This is a genomic window from Solwaraspora sp. WMMA2059, from assembly GCF_027497315.1.
In the GTDB taxonomy this organism is placed as follows: domain Bacteria; phylum Actinomycetota; class Actinomycetes; order Mycobacteriales; family Micromonosporaceae; genus Micromonospora_E.
Genome location: NZ_CP114908.1, coordinates 5,937,971 through 5,956,389, shown reverse-complemented (window position 1 = coordinate 5,956,389; position 18,419 = coordinate 5,937,971). Strand labels below are relative to the sequence as shown.

General features: G+C 71.1%; 18 protein-coding genes, 1 tRNA gene and 1 pseudogene. 9 read left to right on the top strand and 11 right to left on the bottom strand.

The window, feature by feature from the left end:
• Window positions 1-4 precede the first annotated feature (4 nt).
• The 4 genes from O7553_RS27430 to O7553_RS27415 all read left to right on the top strand — a co-directional run bounded on the left by O7553_RS27430 (window position 5) and on the right by O7553_RS27415 (window position 5,884).
• Window positions 5-1,432, top strand: coding sequence for a dihydrolipoamide acetyltransferase family protein (locus O7553_RS27430; protein ID WP_281552444.1), 1,428 nt, complete (start codon window positions 5-7; stop codon window positions 1,430-1,432).
• 221 nt (window positions 1,433-1,653) lie between these two features.
• Window positions 1,654-1,791, top strand: a complete 138-nt coding sequence (locus O7553_RS27425) for a hypothetical protein (RefSeq protein ID WP_199758042.1) — start codon at window positions 1,654-1,656, stop codon at window positions 1,789-1,791.
• A 335-nt stretch (window positions 1,792-2,126) separates the two neighbouring features.
• Entirely contained in the window at window positions 2,127-4,052 is a 1,926-nt protein-coding gene (locus tag O7553_RS27420) for a hypothetical protein (protein WP_281552443.1), read from the top strand.
• Entirely contained in the window at window positions 4,049-5,884 is a 1,836-nt protein-coding gene (locus O7553_RS27415) for an NHL domain-containing thioredoxin family protein (protein WP_281552442.1), read from the top strand. The genes O7553_RS27420 and O7553_RS27415 overlap by 4 nt, the downstream gene beginning before the upstream one ends.
• A 7-nt stretch (window positions 5,885-5,891) precedes the next feature.
• Here O7553_RS27415 and O7553_RS27410 read toward each other — a convergent pair whose 3' ends face one another.
• The 3 genes from O7553_RS27410 to O7553_RS27400 are packed head-to-tail and all read right to left on the bottom strand — an operon-like array spanning window position 5,892 to window position 8,192.
• Complete coding sequence (locus O7553_RS27410) at window positions 5,892-6,641, bottom strand: 5-oxoprolinase subunit PxpA (protein ID WP_281552441.1); 750 nt, start codon at window positions 6,639-6,641, stop codon at window positions 5,892-5,894.
• Entirely contained in the window at window positions 6,616-7,485 is an 870-nt protein-coding gene (locus O7553_RS27405) for a biotin-dependent carboxyltransferase family protein (RefSeq protein ID WP_281552440.1), read from the bottom strand. The genes O7553_RS27410 and O7553_RS27405 overlap by 26 nt, the downstream gene beginning before the upstream one ends.
• Window positions 7,482-8,192: an allophanate hydrolase subunit 1 gene (locus O7553_RS27400; RefSeq protein ID WP_281552439.1), complete on the bottom strand. Its 711-nt coding sequence runs from the start codon at window positions 8,190-8,192 to the stop codon at window positions 7,482-7,484. Before O7553_RS27400 ends, O7553_RS27405 begins: the two co-directional genes overlap by 4 nt.
• Before the next feature lie 96 nt (window positions 8,193-8,288).
• Here O7553_RS27400 and O7553_RS27395 point away from each other — a divergent pair, with 96 nt between their 5' ends.
• On the top strand, window positions 8,289-8,966 hold the full coding sequence (locus O7553_RS27395) for a hemolysin III family protein (protein ID WP_278172704.1): 678 nt from the start codon (window positions 8,289-8,291) through the stop codon (window positions 8,964-8,966).
• A gap of 85 nt (window positions 8,967-9,051) precedes the next feature.
• On the opposite strand, the gene O7553_RS27390 is transcribed toward O7553_RS27395, so the two are convergent.
• Window positions 9,052-9,339 (bottom strand): DUF6458 family protein, encoded by a 288-nt coding sequence (locus O7553_RS27390; protein ID WP_281552438.1) that lies wholly within the window; start codon window positions 9,337-9,339, stop codon window positions 9,052-9,054.
• Between the two features lie 116 nt (window positions 9,340-9,455).
• Between O7553_RS27390 and O7553_RS27385 the strand changes: the two genes are divergently transcribed.
• Entirely contained in the window at window positions 9,456-9,956 is a 501-nt protein-coding gene (locus O7553_RS27385; protein ID WP_281552437.1) for a histidine phosphatase family protein, read from the top strand.
• A 65-nt stretch (window positions 9,957-10,021) separates the two neighbouring features.
• Here the strand turns inward: O7553_RS27385 and O7553_RS27380 are convergent, their stop codons facing one another.
• The 4 genes and pseudogenes from O7553_RS27380 to O7553_RS30245 all read right to left on the bottom strand — a co-directional run.
• Entirely contained in the window at window positions 10,022-10,282 is a 261-nt protein-coding gene (locus O7553_RS27380; protein WP_123606537.1) for a DUF6458 family protein, read from the bottom strand.
• Window positions 10,283-10,384: 102 nt separating this feature from the next.
• Window positions 10,385-12,244 carry an acyl-CoA dehydrogenase gene (locus O7553_RS27375; protein ID WP_281552436.1) on the bottom strand — a complete coding sequence of 620 codons (1,860 nt, stop codon included), beginning with the start codon at window positions 12,242-12,244 and terminating at the stop codon, window positions 10,385-10,387.
• A gap of 413 nt (window positions 12,245-12,657) precedes the next feature.
• Complete coding sequence (locus tag O7553_RS27370; protein WP_281552435.1) at window positions 12,658-13,788, bottom strand: PP2C family protein-serine/threonine phosphatase; 1,131 nt, start codon at window positions 13,786-13,788, stop codon at window positions 12,658-12,660.
• Window positions 13,789-14,142: 354 nt separating this feature from the next.
• A pseudogene (locus tag O7553_RS30245) lies at window positions 14,143-14,450 on the bottom strand (septal ring lytic transglycosylase RlpA family lipoprotein); the annotation flags it as partial.
• Window positions 14,451-14,662: 212 nt separating this feature from the next.
• On the opposite strand from O7553_RS30245, the gene O7553_RS27365 reads away from it, so the two are divergent.
• Window positions 14,663-15,202 (top strand): phosphoribosyltransferase family protein, encoded by a 540-nt coding sequence (locus O7553_RS27365; protein WP_281555776.1) that lies wholly within the window; start codon window positions 14,663-14,665, stop codon window positions 15,200-15,202.
• Window positions 15,203-15,242: 40 nt separating this feature from the next.
• Here O7553_RS27365 and O7553_RS27360 read toward each other — a convergent pair whose 3' ends face one another.
• Complete coding sequence (locus O7553_RS27360) at window positions 15,243-15,686, bottom strand: hypothetical protein (RefSeq protein WP_281552434.1); 444 nt, start codon at window positions 15,684-15,686, stop codon at window positions 15,243-15,245.
• A gap of 74 nt (window positions 15,687-15,760) precedes the next feature.
• Here O7553_RS27360 and O7553_RS27355 point away from each other — a divergent pair, with 74 nt between their 5' ends.
• Entirely contained in the window at window positions 15,761-16,540 is a 780-nt protein-coding gene (locus O7553_RS27355) for a glycosyltransferase family A protein (protein WP_281552433.1), read from the top strand.
• 343 nt (window positions 16,541-16,883) lie between these two features.
• On the opposite strand, the gene O7553_RS27350 is transcribed toward O7553_RS27355, so the two are convergent.
• Window positions 16,884-16,957 (bottom strand) — tRNA-Gly (locus O7553_RS27350).
• Between the two features lie 146 nt (window positions 16,958-17,103).
• Window positions 17,104-17,616, bottom strand: coding sequence for a pyridoxamine 5'-phosphate oxidase family protein (locus tag O7553_RS27345; RefSeq protein WP_281552432.1), 513 nt, complete (start codon window positions 17,614-17,616; stop codon window positions 17,104-17,106).
• 127 nt (window positions 17,617-17,743) lie between these two features.
• Between O7553_RS27345 and dcd the strand changes: the two genes are divergently transcribed.
• Window positions 17,744-18,322: a dCTP deaminase gene (gene dcd / locus O7553_RS27340; RefSeq protein ID WP_281552431.1), complete on the top strand. Its 579-nt coding sequence runs from the start codon at window positions 17,744-17,746 to the stop codon at window positions 18,320-18,322.
• Window positions 18,323-18,419 lie beyond the last annotated feature (97 nt).

Sequence of the window (18,419 nt, the reverse complement as noted above, 5' to 3'; positions counted from 1 at the left end):
GCCGATGTCTCGGATCAAACAGTTCGACCTGCCTGATCTCGGCGAAGGCCTCACCGAGGGAGAAATCCTCAAGTGGCTCGTCGGGGTCGGCGACGTCATCGAGCTGAACCAGCCGATCGTCGAGGTGGAGACCGCGAAGGCCGCGGTAGAGATCCCCGCCAAATGGGGCGGGCGGGTGCAGGCCATCTTCCACCCGGAAGGTGCCACAGTCGAGGTCGGCACGGCGATCATCGCGATCGACACCGAGCCGGCCGCCGGCCCCGCCGCTGAACCGACCGGCCCAGCCCCGTCCCGACCCGAACCGCCACAGCCGGAGATCCCGCCGACCAGCGGTGCGATCGAGCCGGGCATGATCGGCGGGCCGGCACCCGGTGGTCGGACCGCCGTGCTGGTCGGCTACGGCCCGCGGACCACTGCGGCCAAGCGCCGGCCCCGCCGCACCACCGGTGAACCGACTCAGCCGGCCGAAGTGGCGTCGGCGTCGGCCGGCCAGCTGACGGCCGAGCCGGCACCGGCTGAACCGGTACCGGCCGGACCAGGCCCAACCGGGCCGGTGACGAAGGCGCTGGCCAAGCCACCGGTGCGCAAACTCGCCCGGGACCTCGGAGTCGACCTGGCCGGGCTGCGCGGGAGCGGTCCGCTCGGCTCGGTCACCCGGGTCGACGTACTCCGGGCCGGCGAGGCACGAAACGGGTCGGCGCAGACCGGGCCCGCCGTACCGCTGTCCGCCTCCGACCGCGAACAGCGGATCCCGGTCAGAGGGGTACGCAGGTTGACTGCGGAGAACATGGTCGCGTCGGCGTTCACCGCGCCGCACGTCACCGAGTTCCTCACCGTCGACCTGACCAGATCGGTGAAGGCACTGGACCGGATCCGGAGCCAGCCCGACTGGCAGGGGATCAAGGTCTCGCCGTTGCTGATGGTGGCCCGGGCGATGCTGCTGGCGGCACGCCGGCACCCGATGGTGAACTCCACCTGGGCCGGCGACGAGATCGTGGTCAAGGAGTACGTGAACCTCGGCATCGCGGCGGCGACCGAACGGGGCCTGATCGTGCCGAACATCAAGGACGCTGGGCGGCTGACCACTCGGGAGCTTGCCGAGGCGATGGCCGACCTGGTTCGGACTGCGAAGGCGGGGCGGACCGCGCCGGCCGACATGGCCGGCGGCACGATGACCGTCACCAACGTCGGGGTGTTCGGAGTGGACAGTGGCACTCCGATCCTCCCGCCGGGCGAGTCGGCGATCCTCGCGATCGGCACGATCCGCAAGGCACCCTGGGTACACAAGGAGAAGATTCGGATACGCCAAGTAGCGACCCTGGCGCTGTCGTTCGACCACCGGATCATCGACGGCGCACTCGGCTCCGCCTTCCTACGCGACGTCGGAGCGTTCCTGACCGACCCGGAGGCGGCACTGCTCGCCTGGACCTGACCGCCGACCCCTGACGCGACCACGAACGGCGTCGCCACCGTCACCGGTGGCGACGCCGTTTCCGTAGCACCATTAAGTATCCTCGGATCAAACCCGTGCAGGTCGTGGATTCTTAGGCTAGTGGCGACACTCACCTAAGAATCATTGGCAAGCTGGGCTCAGGTGCGCTTCACTTGAGTTGACCGCCGAAGCGGTCGACAAGAGATCCACAGGAGAGCACCATGTCCATGATCGATCGCATCCGCCGCCACCGGGAAGCCAGCCGCCGAACCCGCGCCCTGGAGCGGGCGCTGCGCTCCACTGACTCGGCCGCCGTACGCGACGAGATCCGCGCCATCGCACAGCGCTACCACAGCTGAACGGACCGCCGTCACGGTCCGCCGTCCCGCGACACCTCCGCCACTTCGACGGCACCAGGATTCCTCCGTTGCGGGATCGCCCGGTACGGTGGGCTCGGTCGCCGTCGGGTCGATCCGGCGCGCTGGAGACCAGAACCGGTCGGCAGCCGCCGGACGGCCAGCCGGCACACCCAGGCTGGTAGTGCAGACAGCCAGCCGGGCCCGCCTGGCCACGGTGGCAGCAGAGCCACCGCAGGTCGGGTGAGCCCGCCCGGCCGGTCCGCCGGTGTCCCTGGTCGACCGACCAGCCAGGTCGGCGGCACCGGCGCGGCTGACATGTCATGGAGGAGGCGCACATGACGTCCGAGGGCACGCAGCATCCTGGCCAGGAGCCGGAGGAGGCGGGTGTCGGCGGACCCGCGCCATACGGCAGCAGCCAGCCGCAACGCGGCGCGGCCCCCGATCCCGGCGACCCGGGTGCCGGACACCAACCCGAGCAGTGGGCACTGGCCGGTGGCGGTTGGCGGACCGGATCCGGCGACCAGCCGGGCGGCGCCGGCTACCCGGCGCCGCCGCCCTACCCTGCCCCACCCGGCATTCCGGCGCCTAGCATTCCGGCGGCCGAGCCCTGGTCGCCCCAGCAAGCCTGGCGGACCGACCCGGAGCGACCCGCGACGCCGGCTCCCGCCCCGCCACCCCCGGCCGTGCCGCCGGCCGCCGCAGGGTTCGGCGAACTACCGCAGCGTCAGCCGGAGCCGCAACAGCAGCCCGAGCCGTTCCGCCGACCGGAAGCGCAGCAGCAACCCGAGCCACCGGAACCACCGCGATTCGCTCCGGGTCCGCCGTCGGAGTCGCCGCGGCCCAGCGGTGCGCTACCTTTCTCGCCGTCCGGCCCGACGCCACTGCCGCCCCAGGAGACACGGGTGCCCGGTGCATCGCTGGCCGCCGCGCTCGGCGGTGCCCCGATGCCGCCCGATCCGCTGCGGGCCCCACACGTACCACCGCAGCAGGCCCCGCACCCGCCGCAGCAGGCCCCACACGTACCGCAACAACGTGGTCCGTACCCCGAGCCGGCACTTGCCGACGCCCACCCGGGCTTCCCCGGTTCCGGGCAACCTGGCGGCGAAGCCGGCAGCCCGGAGCCGGTCGGCGACCGGCCGGCGCCGACCGCCGGGCCGCCCGTACAGGCTGGTCCCGGAGCCGAGCAGCACCGCCCAGCGGTCGCGGCAACCGGCGGCACGAGCCGAGCGGTAACCGCCACCGCAGCCGTGCCCAGCACCAGCCGGGTCGCCCCGCCGACGGATCCGGCTGCGCTGCCCACCGGTCGGGCACCGGCCCAACCCCGCGTCTACGGCCGGCCGGTCAACAACGCCGAGCCAGCCGCCGAGCAGCACCCCGAACAGTTCGGCCAGCGTCCCCACCAGTCCGGCCAGAACGGCGTTCCGTTCGCACCACCCGGCTCGCCGGTCCCCATGCCGGAGCACAACCCCGGGCTGCCTCCGCTGACACCACGTCGCCCCGGACAGGTCGCGCCTCCGTTCGGTGCCCGGCCGACGCCGGACGGGGCACCGGACGGCGCCGGCCCCGACGCTGCTGCGCTCGCACTGCCGCACCTGAGCGCCGGGGCGCACATCCAGCCCAGCTCACCGCCGGAGTCGGCGCAGGGCTACCGACCAGCCGGTGCGCCGCCGTACGGAGACCTCGTCGACTCCGGCAACGCCGGGGCGGGTCACTGGAACCGCCCCGGCACAGGTGACCGGCAGCACCCGCCCGGCCCCGGCCAGCCAGGAGCTTCACCGGCTGCCGACGGCGCCCCGCCGGCCGGCCAGTGGGGGCCGCCCGATCCGGAGCAGAACCGGTTTGACGCGTTCCGGCCGGATGCAGCAGAACCGGCCGCCGACGAGGCCGAAGCGGAGCCGGCCCCCCAGGTCCGCAACGGACGGGTCCTCGTCGCGGTTTTCGTCGCCGCCGTGCTGCTGGTGGGAATCCCGATGTCGCTGGTCTGGCTCATCACCCGGCCAGGAGATCAGCCGTTCAACCCGGCCGTCGGCGACTGTGTGAAACAGTCGGGCAACACCGCCGCATCGGCCGACTGCGCTGAGCCGGGCGCGTATCAAATCATTGCCAAGGTCGACCAGATCGACCAGTGCGACGACCCGACCGCCCCGCACATCGAGATCCCGGCGGACTCGGGCCGGGCCCAGGTCCTCTGCCTGCAGGCCGCAGCAACCGAACCGGACCCGGAGGGCAGCGCGGACGTTGGCGAGGAAGCCACCGAGTGACCGCGCCTCGCGTCCGGGCGCCCGAGCTCAACGGTCGACAGTGGCTGAACACCGATGGCCGTGACATCGGCCTACGGGAGCTGCGTGGACGTATCGTCCTGCTGGACTTCTGGACCTTCTGCTGCGTCAACTGTCTGCACGTACTGGACGAACTGCGGCCGCTGGAGGAGAGGTACGCCGACGTCCTGGTGGTGATCGGGATTCACTCGCCGAAGTTCGCCCACGAGCGGGATCCGGCGGCGGTGGCGGCCGCCGTGGAACGGTACGGGGTGAGCCACCCGGTGCTCGACGACCCGGAGCTGGACATGTGGCAGCAGTACGCCGCTCGGGCCTGGCCGACCCTGGTACTGGTCGACCCGGAGGGCTACGTCGTCGCCACCATGGCCGGCGAGGGACACGCCGATGGTCTGTCCAGGGAGATCGACCAGCTGATCCGGACGCACGAGGCGAAGGGCACGCTACGCCGAGGCGACGGCCCGTACCTGCCGCCGACGCCGGCCGACACCACCCTGCGCTTCCCCGGCAAGGCGGTGGCGCTCGACGACGGGGCCCTGCTGGTCTCCGACTCGGCCCGGCATCAGCTGGTCGAGCTCGAACCAGACGGCGAGACCGTCCGTCGTCGGATCGGCACCGGCGAGCGCGGCGGTGCCGACGGATCCGCCCGGTCCGCGACGTTCAGCGAACCGCAAGGTCTGCTCCGGCTACCGGCCGACGTCGCCGCCGTGGCCGGGTACGACATCGTGGTCGCGGACACCGTCAACCATCTGCTGCGTGGCCTGCGGTACGCCACCGGGGAGGTACGCACGGTCGCCGGCTCCGGCCGCCAGTGGCGCTCGACGGTGGACTACCACCCGCACGACGCCCGCGCCGTCGACCTCTCCTCGCCCTGGGACCTGGCCTGGTACGACGGCAAAGTGATCGTCGCCATGGCCGGCATCCACCAGCTCTGGTGGTTCGACCCGGCGACCCGCACCACCGGCATGTACGCCGGCACCACCGTGGAGTCGCTGCGCGACGGCCCGATCCCGGACGTCTGGCTGGCCCAGCCGTCCGGCCTCGCCACCAGTGTCGACGGCCACCAGCTGTGGATCGCCGACAGCGAGACCAGTGCGCTGCGCCGGCTCGCCGACGGCGAGCTGCGTACCGTCGTCGGGCAGGGCCTGTTCGACTTCGGCCAGGTCGACGGCGCGGCGGCCGACGCGCTGCTGCAACATCCGCTCGGCGTGTGCGCGCTCGCGGACGGTTCAGTGCTGGTGGCGGACACCTACAACGGCGCCGTCCGCCGCTACGACCCCGCCACCGACCGGGTGTCCACGGTGACCGACGGTCTGGCGGAGCCGAGTGACGTGCTGGTTACCACGGACGGCACCGTCTGGGTGGTGGAGTCGGCGGCACACCGGCTCACCCGGCTGGCACCGGGTGCCCTGTCGGCGGCCGGCGCCACGGTCGTCGGTGCCCGGCGCCGCGCCGAACGGCCACCGACGCTGATCGCACCGGGTGAACTGTCGCTCGAGGTGGTGTTCACTCCGGCGCCCGGTCAGAAGCTGGATGCCAGTTTCGGCCCGGCGACCCGGCTGGAGGTCTCGGCCGATCCACCGGAGCTGCTGCTCGACGGGGCAGGCAGCGACACCGGGCTGACCCGGCGGCTGGTCATCGACCCGGCGGTGGCCGCTGGCGTGCTGCAGGTGGTCGCCCAGGCGGCGACATGCGACGCCGACGCCGAGCACGCCGCCTGCCACCTGACCAGGCAGGACTGGGGAGTGCCGGTACGGATCGACCCGGCCGGTGCGGGTCGGTTGCCGCTGATCCTGCGCGGAGTCGACTCACACTGACCGTCGGTCAGACGAAGGCGGCGAGGCGTTGACCGTCCGCGAGCAGTGCGGCGCGAATCCGTCCGGCCAGCTCCACCGCGCCGGGCGTGTCACCGTGCAGGCAGATCGACTCGACCGGGCTGGTGACGGTGCTGCCGTCGGTGGCCGTGACGCTGTGCCGCCGGGTCAGGGACACCGCCTGCCCGACGACCTTGTCGGGGTCGCCGAGCAACGCGCCCGGGTCCGATCGGGGCACCAGCCGACCGTCGGGCAGGTAGCCACGGTCGGCGAAACCCTCGCCGACCGCCCGCAGCCCGGCACCGGTGGCGAGCTGCCCGAGGACCGAGCCGGGCAGGCAGAGGACCGGCAGCGCGGGGTCGTAGTCGGCCACCGCGGCGACGACGGCGGCGGCCTGCGCCTCGTCCACGCAGGCCGTGTTGTACAGCGCGCCGTGCGGCTTGACGTAGCGGACCCGGGTCCCGGCCACCCGGCAGAAGCCGTCCAGCGCGGCGATCTGGTAGAGCACGTCGTCGCGCAACTCGTCAAAGCGGTAGTCGATCCGTCGCCGCCCGAAGCCGGCCAGGTCGCGGTAGCCGACCTGGGCTCCGACGGCGACGGCCCGTTCGGCGGCGGCCGCGCAGATCCGGCGCATCGTCACCGGGTCGCCGGCGTGGAAACCGCAGGCGACGTTCGCGGAGGTCACCACGTCCAGCAACACCTCGTCGTCGCCGAGTCGCCAGATACCGAAGCCCTCACCGAGGTCCGCGTTGAGATCCATGGAACCGCACAGTAGTACCGGGCCGTGCCTGGGCCAGCGGGGTGACGTCGTCGACGACACCGACCACCGGGTATCCGCCGGTGGTCGGATGGTCGGCGAGGAAGACCAGTGGCTGGCCGTCGGCGGGGACCTGGACCGCGCCGAGCACCAGCCCTTCGCTGGGGAGTTCGTCGCGGACGGACCGGGTGAGCGGCGCGCCGGTCAGTCGGACACCGATCCGGTTGCTCAACGGGCTGACCTCGTACCCGGTGGTGAGCAGCCGCTGGACCGCCTCGTCGGTGAACCAGTCCGCCCGTGGCCCGAGCCGGACGGCGAGCCGGACCGGAACGACCGGCGCGGACCAGGGCACCGCGTCGGCCGCAGCCCGGCCCAGCGCCGCTGGCGGCGGTGCGGTGCCGACCGGCAGCACATCGCCGTCGCGTACGGTCGGCGGTCCGATGCCGGCGAGCGTGTCGGTGGACCGGCTACCGAGCACCGCCGGTACGGCGATCCCGCCGGCGACCGCGAGATAGCTGCGGACGCCGTACCGGGTCGGGCCGATCTCGACCACGGCGTCCGGTGGTACCGGCGTCGAGGTGAGGAAGCCACCGGACCGGCCGGCGATCCGGACCGTTGCCGGCGCCCCGGCGAGCGCGACCCAGCCGCCGGTGCGCAACCGCAGCGTGCAGCCGGTCAGGGTGATCTCCAGACCGGCGGCGTCGGGCGGGTTGCCGACCAGCCGGTTGGCCAGCGCCAACGCCGGCTGGTCGAGCGCACCGGCCCGAGGTACGCCCAGGTGCGCCCAGCCGTACCGGCCGCGGTCCTGCACGGTGGTGAGCGCGCCGGCCCGGATCACCTCGATCATCGGTCCGCCCCGTTTCCGGCCGGAGCCTGCGGCGCGACCGGCCCGGGTGCGGTGGTCGGCCCGGTGGCGGTCAGCCGGACCCGGGTGCCGGGGGTCAACGTCGCGGGCGGCTCCCGCCCCAGGTCGAACAGCACCAGGTCGGTACGCCCGACCAACTGCCAGCCGCCGGGCGACGCAGTCGGGTAGATGCCGGCATATTCACCGGCCAGGGCAACCGAGCCGGCCGGGACGGCGGGGCGTGGCGTGGCTCGGCGGGACACGCGCCATCGCCTGGGCAGGCCGGTCAGGTATCCGAAGCCGGGCGCGAAGCCGCAGAACGCCACGGTGAACTCGATCCGGGTCAGCTGGTCCACGACGTCGGCGACGGCGACCCCCCACTGCCCGGCGACGTCGGTCAGGTCGGGACCGTCGAACCGGACCGGTACTGTGATCCGCCATCCGGTGTCGTCGACGGCCTCGGCCGCCGCCGGTTGCCAGCCGGCCAGTTGGCTGGCGGTCAGCGCGGGGTCCGGCAGGCCGTCGAGCAGGATGGTCCGGGCTCCGGGGACGATCTCGGCCACCCGCAGGTCGCCGAGTTCACGGCGCCGGCTCAGCTCGGCGCGCCAAGCGTCGACCGGGCCGGGTTCGCTGTCCCCGGGTTGCACGGTGCCAGCCGATGCCGCCCATTCGAGCAGTAGCGCGTGCCGGCCGACCGGAAGTATCCGCATGGGTTCATTGTCGGCCGCCGGACGTCAGCTGGGCAGGAGGCGGACGTGAGGCGACTCACTACCAGCGGGTAACCTACGGTGCCGTAACCTTATCTGGTGACCACCGAAGCGCCCCTTCGCCTCAAGCCGGTCGACATCGGCAAACCCCGGATGCGCGGCTGGCTGCACACGTACGCATTCTTCGTGGCCCTGGTCAGCGGCATCGTGCTCTGTGCACTGGCCGCCACCCGACCCGGCTGGACCGCGCTGGTCAGCTGCGTCGTCTACAGCCTGACGGTGTGCGGACTGTTCGGCACCAGCGCGCTCTACCACCGCCGGGTCTGGTCGGAACGGGCGTACCAGATCATGCGCCGCCTGGACCATTCGATGATCTTCGTCTTCATCGCCGGCACCTACACACCGTTCTGCCTGCTCCTGCTGCCCGGACGCAGTGCCGCCACCCTACTGACCGTGGTGTGGGTCGGTGCGCTGGCCGGGGTGGCGATGAAGCTGATCTGGCCGCATCTGCCGCGCTGGGCCGGAGCCCCGCTCTACATCGCCCTCGGCTGGGTCGCGGTGGTGGTACTACCCGACATCCTGCAGCACGGCGGGGTCACCGCACTGGTCCTGCTGATCGTCGGCGGCGCGGTATACAGCGTCGGGGCGATCTTCTATGCGCTGCGCCGCCCCAACCCGTGGCCCACCGTCTTCGGCCACCACGAGTTCTTCCATGCCTGCACCCTCGTCGCCGCGCTGTGCCATCACATCGCGATCTACTTCGCGCTCTACGCCTGACCCGCCACCACCCCGCCGGGGACCCGGCTCGGGGCCGTCGGAGATCCTGTTCCGTCGGGGGGTGGCGGTCTGCTCGATGTCCGGATCACCGCCGCACCGGGCCACCCGGGCGACGCACCTCCCGGTACTGCTCCTCCACGACCCGGTCCGACTCGACCGGGGCAGCCGGCGCCGGCTCGTCCTGCGCGGTCGGGGACACCACCGTACGGCGGCGGCTCTGCCAGAACCACAACGTCAGGGCCAGCCCGAACACGCCGGCCACCATCAACACCCAGCCGACCGTGGTCAGGTCGAGAAAGCCCAGTTCGGCCTCGACCGCGAAGGCCAGGATGGCGCCCAGGGCGATGAGGAAGATGCTTCCGCCGATGCCCACTTCGTACCTCCTTGGCTGTTGCCGGCACCGTCGTGCCGGCCGGATGCCGCTTGTGAGGTAGCGGCGGGCACGGATGTACCCAGGCGCTTGCGAACTCAATCAGGCAAGCTGCACTGATGACCCGACGCAGCATCGTGCTGCTCCGGCACGCGAAGGCGGAGCAGCCCGAACAGATGGCAGACGAGCAACGCGGGCTCACCCCGCGCGGACACTCGGACGCGGCACACGCCGGGCAGTGGCTGGCTGAACACCAGCTCTGGCCCCAGCTGGTGCTCTGCTCGCCGGCCCGGCGCACCAGGCAGACCTGGCAGGAGGTGGCGGCGGCGGGTCCACCGGCACCCGCCCGGTTCGAACCCCGGTTGTACGGCGGGACCGCGGTCGACCTGCTCGACCTGGTGCGGCAGTTGGACGACTCGGTGTCCCGGGTGTTGATCGTCGGGCACAACCCGACGGTCTCCTACGCCTCGGCGCTGCTCGACCCGATCGGTGCCAGCGACAGCGGACTGCGGACCTGTGGGATCGCCGCTCACGAGTTCACCGGCGAGTGGACGGCGTGCGGACCGCAGGCGGTACCTGCGACCCGCACGTACACCGCCCGGGCAGCTGGAACCAGCTGACCGCGCAGCCCAATCAGTTTGGCGGCGCGGTCAGCTTTGGCGACGTGGTCAGGTTGGCGACGTGGTCAGTTGGGCGGCTGCGGCGGTTCCGCCGGCGGCGGCACCATCTGCGCCGGATGGGCCAGCTTGTTCTCCTCGACGATGACCGTCCGGGCCCGGCGGCGGCGATCGTTCCAGAACCAGAGCACGGTGAGCAGGATCGCCAACCCGGCCAGGATCAGCACCCAGCCCACGGCCCGCACGTCCAGCCACCAGACGTCGGCCCGGACGGCGTACGCCAGGATGGCGCCAATTGCGATGAGGAAGATTCCACTGCCGATACCCATGCGTGCACTCCTTGTGCGGTGGCTACAAGTTGTGCGGTCGCCTGCTGATCTACCCGCCGGGGAGGGCTCGAAACGGCGGCGGCGGAACCTCTGGTTGTCTCCTCAGAACGCGTCCTCGGGTAGGTCCATCAGGTCGAGTCCGGTTCCGGCGATGATCCGACGGTCGGCACCGATCCGGGGCAGCACCTCGCTGGCGAAGAACCGGGCGGCAGCAACCTTGCCCTGGTAGAAGCTCTGGTCGGCGTCGGATACCCCGTCACCGCCCAACGCGGTCAGGGCGACTTCGGCCTGCCGCTGCAGCAACCAGGCGATCACCACGTCGCCGAGCGCCAGCAGCAGTCGCCGGCTGCTCAGACCGACCTTGTACAGCGAGCGCGGCTCGCCGCTCTGCACCTCGCCGAGCCAGCCGGTCATCACGCCGAGGATGTTCTGCACCTCGCCGAGCGCCCGGCCGAGCGCGGCGCGCTCCTCCTTGAGCTGGCCGTTGCCACCTTCGGCGGCGATGAAGGCCTGGATCTCGCCGGCGATCGCCATCAACGACTGGCCGTTGTCCCGTACGATCTTGCGGAAGAACAGGTCGAGGCTCTGGATCGCGGTGGTTCCCTCGTACAGGGTGTCGATCTTGGAATCCCGGACGTACTGCTCCAGTGGGTAGTCCTGCAGGAAGCCGGAGCCGCCGAAGGTCTGCAGCGACTCGTGGCCGAGCAGTTCGTACGCCCGTTCCGAGCCACACCCCTTGACCAGGGGAAGCAGCAGGTCGTTGACCCGCTTGGCGAGCTGCACGGTCTCCTCGTCGCCGGCCGCCCGGGCTACGTTGATCTTGTCCTGCCAGCTGGCCGTGTAGCAGACCAGCGCGCGCAGGCCCTCGGCGTACGACTTCTGCAGCATCAGCGACCGACGGACGTCGGGGTGGTGGGTGATGGTCACCCGCGGTGCCGACTTGTCGGTCATCTGCAGCAGATCGGCGCCCTGGACCCGGTTCTTGGCGTACTCGAGGGCGTTGAGGTAGCCGGTGGAGAGGGTGGCGATCGCCTTCGTGCCGACCAGCATCCGGGCGTACTCGATGATCAGGAACATCTGCCGGATTCCGTCGTGCACGTCGCCGAGCAGCCAGCCCTTCGCCGGCACCCCGTGCTCACCGAAGGTGAGCTCGCAGGTGGTGGAGACCTTCAGCCCCATCTTGTGCTCGACGTTCGTGGCGAAGACGCCGTTGCGCTCGCCCAGCTCACCGGTTGCCCCGTCGAAGTGGTACTTGGGCACGACGAACAGCGACAGCCCTTTGGTACCCGGACCCCCGGCGCCCTCGACACCGACCGGACGGGCCAGCACGTAGTGGATGATGTTCTCGCTGAGGTCGTGCTCGCCGCTGGTGATGAAGCGCTTGACGCCTTCGATGTGGTACGAACCGTCCGGCTGCGAAATCGCCCGGGTGCGCCCGGCACCCACGTCGGAGCCGGCGTCCGGCTCGGTCAGCACCATCGTCGACGCCCACTGCCGCTCGACGAAGAGCTTGGCCCACTCCTTCTGCTCCGGCGTGCCCTCGACGTAGAGGGTGTGCGCGAAGGACGGCCCGGAGGCGTACATCCAGACCGGCGCGTTGGAACCGAGCACCAGGTCGGCCAGCGACCACCACAACGCCCGTGGCGCGTTGGTGCCGCCGAGCTCTTCCGGCAGGTCCAGCCGCCAGAACTCGGCCGACATGAAGGCCTCGAACGAACGTCGGAACTCGGGCGGCAGGGTCACCGAGTGGCTGGCCGGATCGAAGACCGGCGGATTGCGGTCGCCCGGCACGAAGCTGGGCGCAAGCTCCTCACGGGCCAACCGCTCGACCTCGCTGAGGATGCTCCGGGCGGTGTCGACGTCCAGGTCGGCGTAGGGCGCCTGGCCGAAGGTGCGGTCGGCGCCGAAAACCTCGAACAGGTTGAACTCGAGGTCCCGAAGGTTGCTCTTGTAGTGGGTCATCGCGTGGCGGCCCCGCTTCCAAACAGCTGTTACTGGTCAGTAACCATCACTGTATTACTCCCGGGTAGCCAACGACAAGCACGTTGTCTGGCAAACCGAGGACAGCAACGGGGCAGCCCACGGCCCACCAGCCGTCACTTGTCCGGAATACGGTCGTTTTGCCCGGTGCAAGAGGCAGAAATTGGGCAAAACCCAAGAAGCGCTGCAGTTGCCATCAGGAGGCACAGATGTCCGTCACCCGCCTGCTAAACGCACTGGTTGAACCGATCGCCAACCGCCGCTACGTCGGCCGGCACCGGGCCCTCGGCGGCACCAGTTTCCTGTTCGCGATCGCCCAGCCGGCCTGACCTCGCCCAGGGCTCGGCACACCAGCTGTCATCGGGTGCTCCGTCCCGCCGGGGCGGCACGGCCACTCAGCCGCCGGGCGCGCCGACCTCCCAGCTCGGTACGGACGGGGCCGGCACCGCCCCGGAACCCGAGTACTCCATCAGGACCAGGGCGATGTCGTCGTCGAGCCGCCCGTACACCCACTCGACCAACGCCGTCTCCAGTGATGCCAGGCCGTCGCCAACGGTGCCGTGACCCAGCAGCCGCCAGGCCCGGTCCGCGGTGGGGAAGAAGGCACCGTCCCGACGTGCCTCGCCCAGCCCGTCGGTGAACAGCAGTAACCGGTCACCCGGCTCGAGACGTTCGACCCGGGGACGTACCACCGGCATGAACCCGAGCGGCGGCGCCGGAGCCGGCGGTTCCAGCGGGATCACCTCGCCTCGGCGCAGCAGCAACGGAGCCGGATGTCCGCAGTTGACGATGGTCAGCGTTCCGCCGCGCTCCTCGACCAGGGCGGCGGTGACGAAATCCTCGTCGCCCACGCTGCGCGCCACCGCCCGGTCCAGGTCCGCCACGATGGCCCGCAGGTCAGCCCGCTCATAGGCGACGTGCCGGTACGAACCCAGGACAATGCTGGCCAGTCGGACCGCGTCCAGGCCTTTGCCCCGTACGTCCCCAATGATCATGCGTACGCCGTATGGCGTGTCGAGCGCCTCGTACAGGTCACCGCCGATGTCCGCAGCGGCGGTGGCGGAGATGTAGCGTCCCGCCACGGCGAGCGTGCCGACCTGCGGTCCGAGCGGACGCAGCACCGCCTGCTGGGCCACCGACGCCAGCCGCGAAAGCTCAGCGATCTGCTGTGCCTGCCGTTCCCGGATGACCGCGACCGCCGCCGCCAGCCCGGTGGCCAACGCGACACCGACCACGTTCACCGCGGTCGCCAGCGAGAGCATCTGACCGGTCAGCGCGAAGATGCCACCGACCAGGGTGGCCAGCACCCCGGTGGAGAGCACCACCCGCCACGTCGCGAAGGCCGCCGCGAGGAACGGGGCAGCGGCGACCAGACCGACGTAGTTGACACCGGCCCCGTCGGCGATCTCCACCACGGAGACGAGCGCGAGCAGCACGAGGGCCGCGCCGAGGCCGACGCGGGAACCAGCGCTGAGTGGGCGGCGGCCGCCCATCGGGATGATGTGCATGGGTACGCGAAACAGCATGACTCATCAGTGGCGGCGGCCCAACGGAGTTGGCCTGTCGTCTGATCCGGAAATGGCCACCCGGAGTATTGGACAACCTTGGCACCCTGGCTATCCCCCGGGTGGGCGGCGAGCGGTTGCTCAACCTGTGGGCAAACCTGAAAATGGCACATCACGCCGCTGACCAGTGGCTCGACACTGAGTGACAACTCAGCCTTGCGGTCAGTCGCCGAGAATCTCGCAGCGCACCTGCAGGTGACCCAGGTCAAGAGTCGCAATCTTCGCGAAAGCGGCACGGGCCAGGTCGAGGCACCGGTCTGTGGGTTGGCCACCCGCACCTCGGTGCCGAACGGCAGGGTACGGTGCGCGGCGGTCATCCCCGAAGGGTCGAACGCCTCACCGTTCGCGGTGACCTGTCCGCTGGCGTAGTACGACGCACCGCAGGTGCCGCTCTCCACCACCTGGCCACCGGTCTGGTCCCCGTTCTGAGTCGGGGCCGGTTCCGGCGTCGGGGCGGCTCGGTCGGCCCCACGTGCCGCCCGGGTCGACGCGGTCGAGCGGTCCGGGCCCGGCGAGCCGGACGCCGTGGACGGGGTGGTCGTGGACGCCGCAGCCGTGGACGGCACGGCCGTGAACGCCGCAGGCGGTGTCGTCGACGTACCGGCGGTCAGTTCGAACGCCATGGCCGTTCCGCCCGCGAGTACACCGACCAGCAGGACCACCGCCAGCCATGCCGCCAGCCGCAGGCAGGCCGTGCCGTTCAAGTGTGCCCGGCAGATCTACCAGCGAGGACTCCCGGCATACTCGACCGGTGACCGACGCCGCAGGCGCTCACCCACACCGGTCCCGCCCAACCGCGACCGGCGACGTGCCGCAGCCGCCTGCACTCCGGCGGCTGCTGATCGACACCTTCGTCTGGCACGACCCCGGCCCGACCAGCAGCCATCTGGTGAGCGACCTGTCCGGGTGGTGGCGACACCCCCGAATCCTCGCCGGGATCGGCCCGGCCCTCGCCGAGCTGTCCAGCGCCGGCCTGGCCGACGCGGACCGGCCGAGCACAGTGATGACCCCGCAGGTCACCGGGCTGCTTGTCGGCCCGCTGGTGGCGACAGCGCTCGGCGTCGGCGTCGTACCCGCGTACAAGGAGGATCCGCAGCGGACAATCGCAGACGCGACCACCTGGACCACGACGGCGCCCGACTACCGGGGCCGCACGCTGCGGCTCGGTGTCCGTGACCGGCACCTCGGCCCAGGCGACCGGGTCCTGCTGGTCGACGACTGGGTCACCAGCGGCGCGCAGCTGCGGGCCATGGCGCAGCTCGCCGCAGCTCGCGGGGCGGTCGTCGTCGGCAGCGCCGTGATCGTCGCCGACTGTCCGCCCGCCGTCGTCGACGAACTCCGGATCCACAGCCTGATCCACAGCAGAGACCTGTGAACCGCCGGGACGGCGGTCGGGCCCTCGTCGGGCAGAGCGGCTACGGGGTCGCCTCGTGTCCCGGTCGGCCGACGGTACGCCGGGCCTGCTTCATCTCCGCCTCGTGGATGTGCCGGCGGCCGCCCGCCAGCGCGTCACGGGCCGCCCGCTCGACCGCCTGGAAGGTCGCGTAGTAGCCGTCGTCGAACTCCTCGACGATCTGGAACGTCCAGCGGCCCGGCAGGACGTTGCGACCAATCAGCTCCGTCTCGACCCGATCCGCCATGTCCTGGTGACCGGCTCCGCGCAGCAGCTGGACGACCCGGTCCAGGGTCGCGTCCGCGCCGCCGATCAGCTGGTGCATGGAGTAGAGGTGGCCACGGGCCCGGTGCACCGTCTCCAGTGCCTTGCTCAACTCGCCGAGCGCCGCGACCGTTGCGTCGTCCACCCCTCGAGGTCGGGCGTGGTCGGCATCCACAGCCAGCAAATCCTTCGGTTCCGACATGGCACATTCGTACCAGAGACCGGGGCGCCACAACGCTGGGTCAACGATCAACAACCCATAGTAGAGTCGGAGCGATGCGCCGGCCCCCGCAGACCATCTCGGTGGTCACTCCTGTCCATCCCGCGAGCATCCCGTACCTCGCTGACGCGTACGCCTCGCTGCGGGCGCAGCGGATGCCGCCTGGCTGGCAGTGGCGCTGGCTGGTGCAGGAGGACGGGCAGACCGGCGAGGTCGCCGCCGCGCTGCCTCAGGACCGCCGGATCAGCGTCGGCCACAACCGCCCCGGTGGCCCCGGCGTCACCCGCACCATGGCGCTGTCCCGCGTAGACGGGCCGCTGGTCAAGGTGCTCGATGCCGACGACAGGCTGACCTCCGACGCGCTGGCCCGCGACATCGCGGTCCTCACCGCCGACCCGACGGTCGGCTGGACCACCGCGGCGGCGCTCGATCTGCTGAGCGACCACCGCACGGTACGGATGGCCACCGATCCACCGGGCGGCCGGTTGCCCGCCGGTACGGTCCACCGGTGCTGGCAGGAGGACGCCTACCGGCTGCCGGTGCACCCGGCGACGCTGTGCATCCGTACGGACCTGCTGCTGGCCCTGGGCGGCTGGCTGGCGCTGCCCGCCTCCGAGGACACCGGGCTGCTCCTCGCCGCGAGCACGGTCAGCGACGGTCACTTCATCGACGAGCCGGGGTTGCTATACCGGAAGTGGCCCGGGCAGGTGACCAACCAGCAGGCCCACTGGTCCCCGACGGAACGGGCCGACCGGATCCAGGTGATCGAAAGCCGGGTCGCCGCGCTGGCGCTGCTGGGTATCGGCCCGACGTCGTCCACACCGCAAGGTCGGTGACGATGCGCGGCGGTCGTTGCACGCAGTGCAACCTCCTCGGTCCAGGGGTTACCTGTTCAGCTTGATGCCGCAGGTGCATCAGGATGCACCTGCGGCATCACGTGTGCGGAGGCATCTTGGGTCCCCGGGCGGGCAGCTCTGGCAGCCAGCCGACAGACCAAGGACGGTACGGCGCTCACGTCGCAGCTGGAGAGCGAACTGGTCGCAGAAGCCGAGCGCGGGTACGACCCCGAACACCTGATCAGCGTCCGGGTTGACGACCGGAATCCAGGAATTGATCAAAAGGTGGCAGAGCTGACCAACCGCAGCCCAGGACCGACGTCCTGAGCGGGTCTTCCGCATGTGGAGCGGGTGACGGGAATCGAACCCGCACTGTCAGCTTGGGAAGCTGATGTTCTGCCATTGAACTACACCCGCGAGCGGCCCCACTCTACCCGGTCCGCCCGGTCGCTGCGCAACAGGCCCGGCCGCCAACCGAGCACAGCATGGGGTACGGCTCGGCGCCCGTCGACCGACCGTCAACGGGTAGGGCGTCAACGCGTCGGCCGGTGCCACGCGGCGGGTCAGCAGGCGACCGGGGTCGGCACCGGGTGGGAAACGCTGCCGCTGGTCGGGTCGAGCCAGACCTGGACGGCTGGTTGCCGTGGCGCCGCCGCGTAGTGGCCGGTGCCGCCAGCGCGTTGCGCCACCATTGCCACGTCGACGGTGAACTCGAACAGCCGCCAGTCGACGTGCGGCACGGCCCCGAGATCGCTGGCGAGCCGACCCACCTTGGCCGGATCGGTGACCGGATGCGCCCGACCTGCCAGGTACGCCTCGTCGTCTCTCTCCTCCGGCGGGAACGAGTGCAGCGCGTACCGACCGTCCCGCTCCAGGTCACGCCGCTTCGGCGAGTCGATGATGAAGCAGAACAGCCCACTGTCGGTGATCACCGGGGAGACCGGGTGCACCCGGGGACCACCGTCGGCTCGGACGGTGGCGAGGTAGCCGAGGCCGGGACCGTACTGCTGCATGAGGAGTCGGATCGCCGTGGCCAGGCGGGGCTCGTCGGCTGCGAACTCGGACCAGGTTGCCATGCGGTGATTCTATCGAACATGTGTACGAAGAGATAGTGGGATCGCCCGGCCACGCCGATCCGGGTACGTTCCGGCCAGGACACCGGCCGCACGGTCACACCGGCCGCACGGTCGCTATCGTGTGACGATGCTCCTCTCCGACCGGGACATCGTCGCGGAGACCAAGTCCGGCGGCCTCTCCCTCGAGCCGTTCGAATCCTCGCTCATCCAGCCGTCGAGCATCGATGTCCGGCTCGACCGGTATTTCCGGGTCTTCAACAACCACCTGTACACCCACATCGACCCGGCCACCCGGCAGGACGATCTGACGTCCCAGGTCGAGGTGCCCAGCGGCGACCCGTTCGTCCTGCACCCCGGTGAGTTCGTCCTTGCCTCCACGCTCGAGGTCGTCTCGCTCGGCGACGGCCTGGCCGCCCGGCTGGAGGGCAAGTCGAGCCTGGGTCGGCTGGGCCTGTTGACCCACTCCACCGCCGGCTTCATCGACCCCGGCTTCTCCGGCCACGTGACGCTGGAGTTGTCCAACGTGGCGAACCTGCCGATCAAGCTCTGGCCCGGGATGAGGATCGGGCAGTTGTGCATCTTCCGGCTCTCGTCGCCGTCCGAGCATCCGTACGGGTCGGCGGTCTACGGATCCCGGTACCAGGGGCAGCGTGGGCCCACTCCGAGCCGGTCCTGGCAGCGGTGGCGCACCTGGCCGACCAGCTGAACCGGCTGGGCTGTCGGAGAGCCGACCCATTGGCGGCGGGCAGGCGAAAGGCGCCCTCCCAAGCCGGGGGGAGACATGGGAGGGCGCCTTTCCGGTG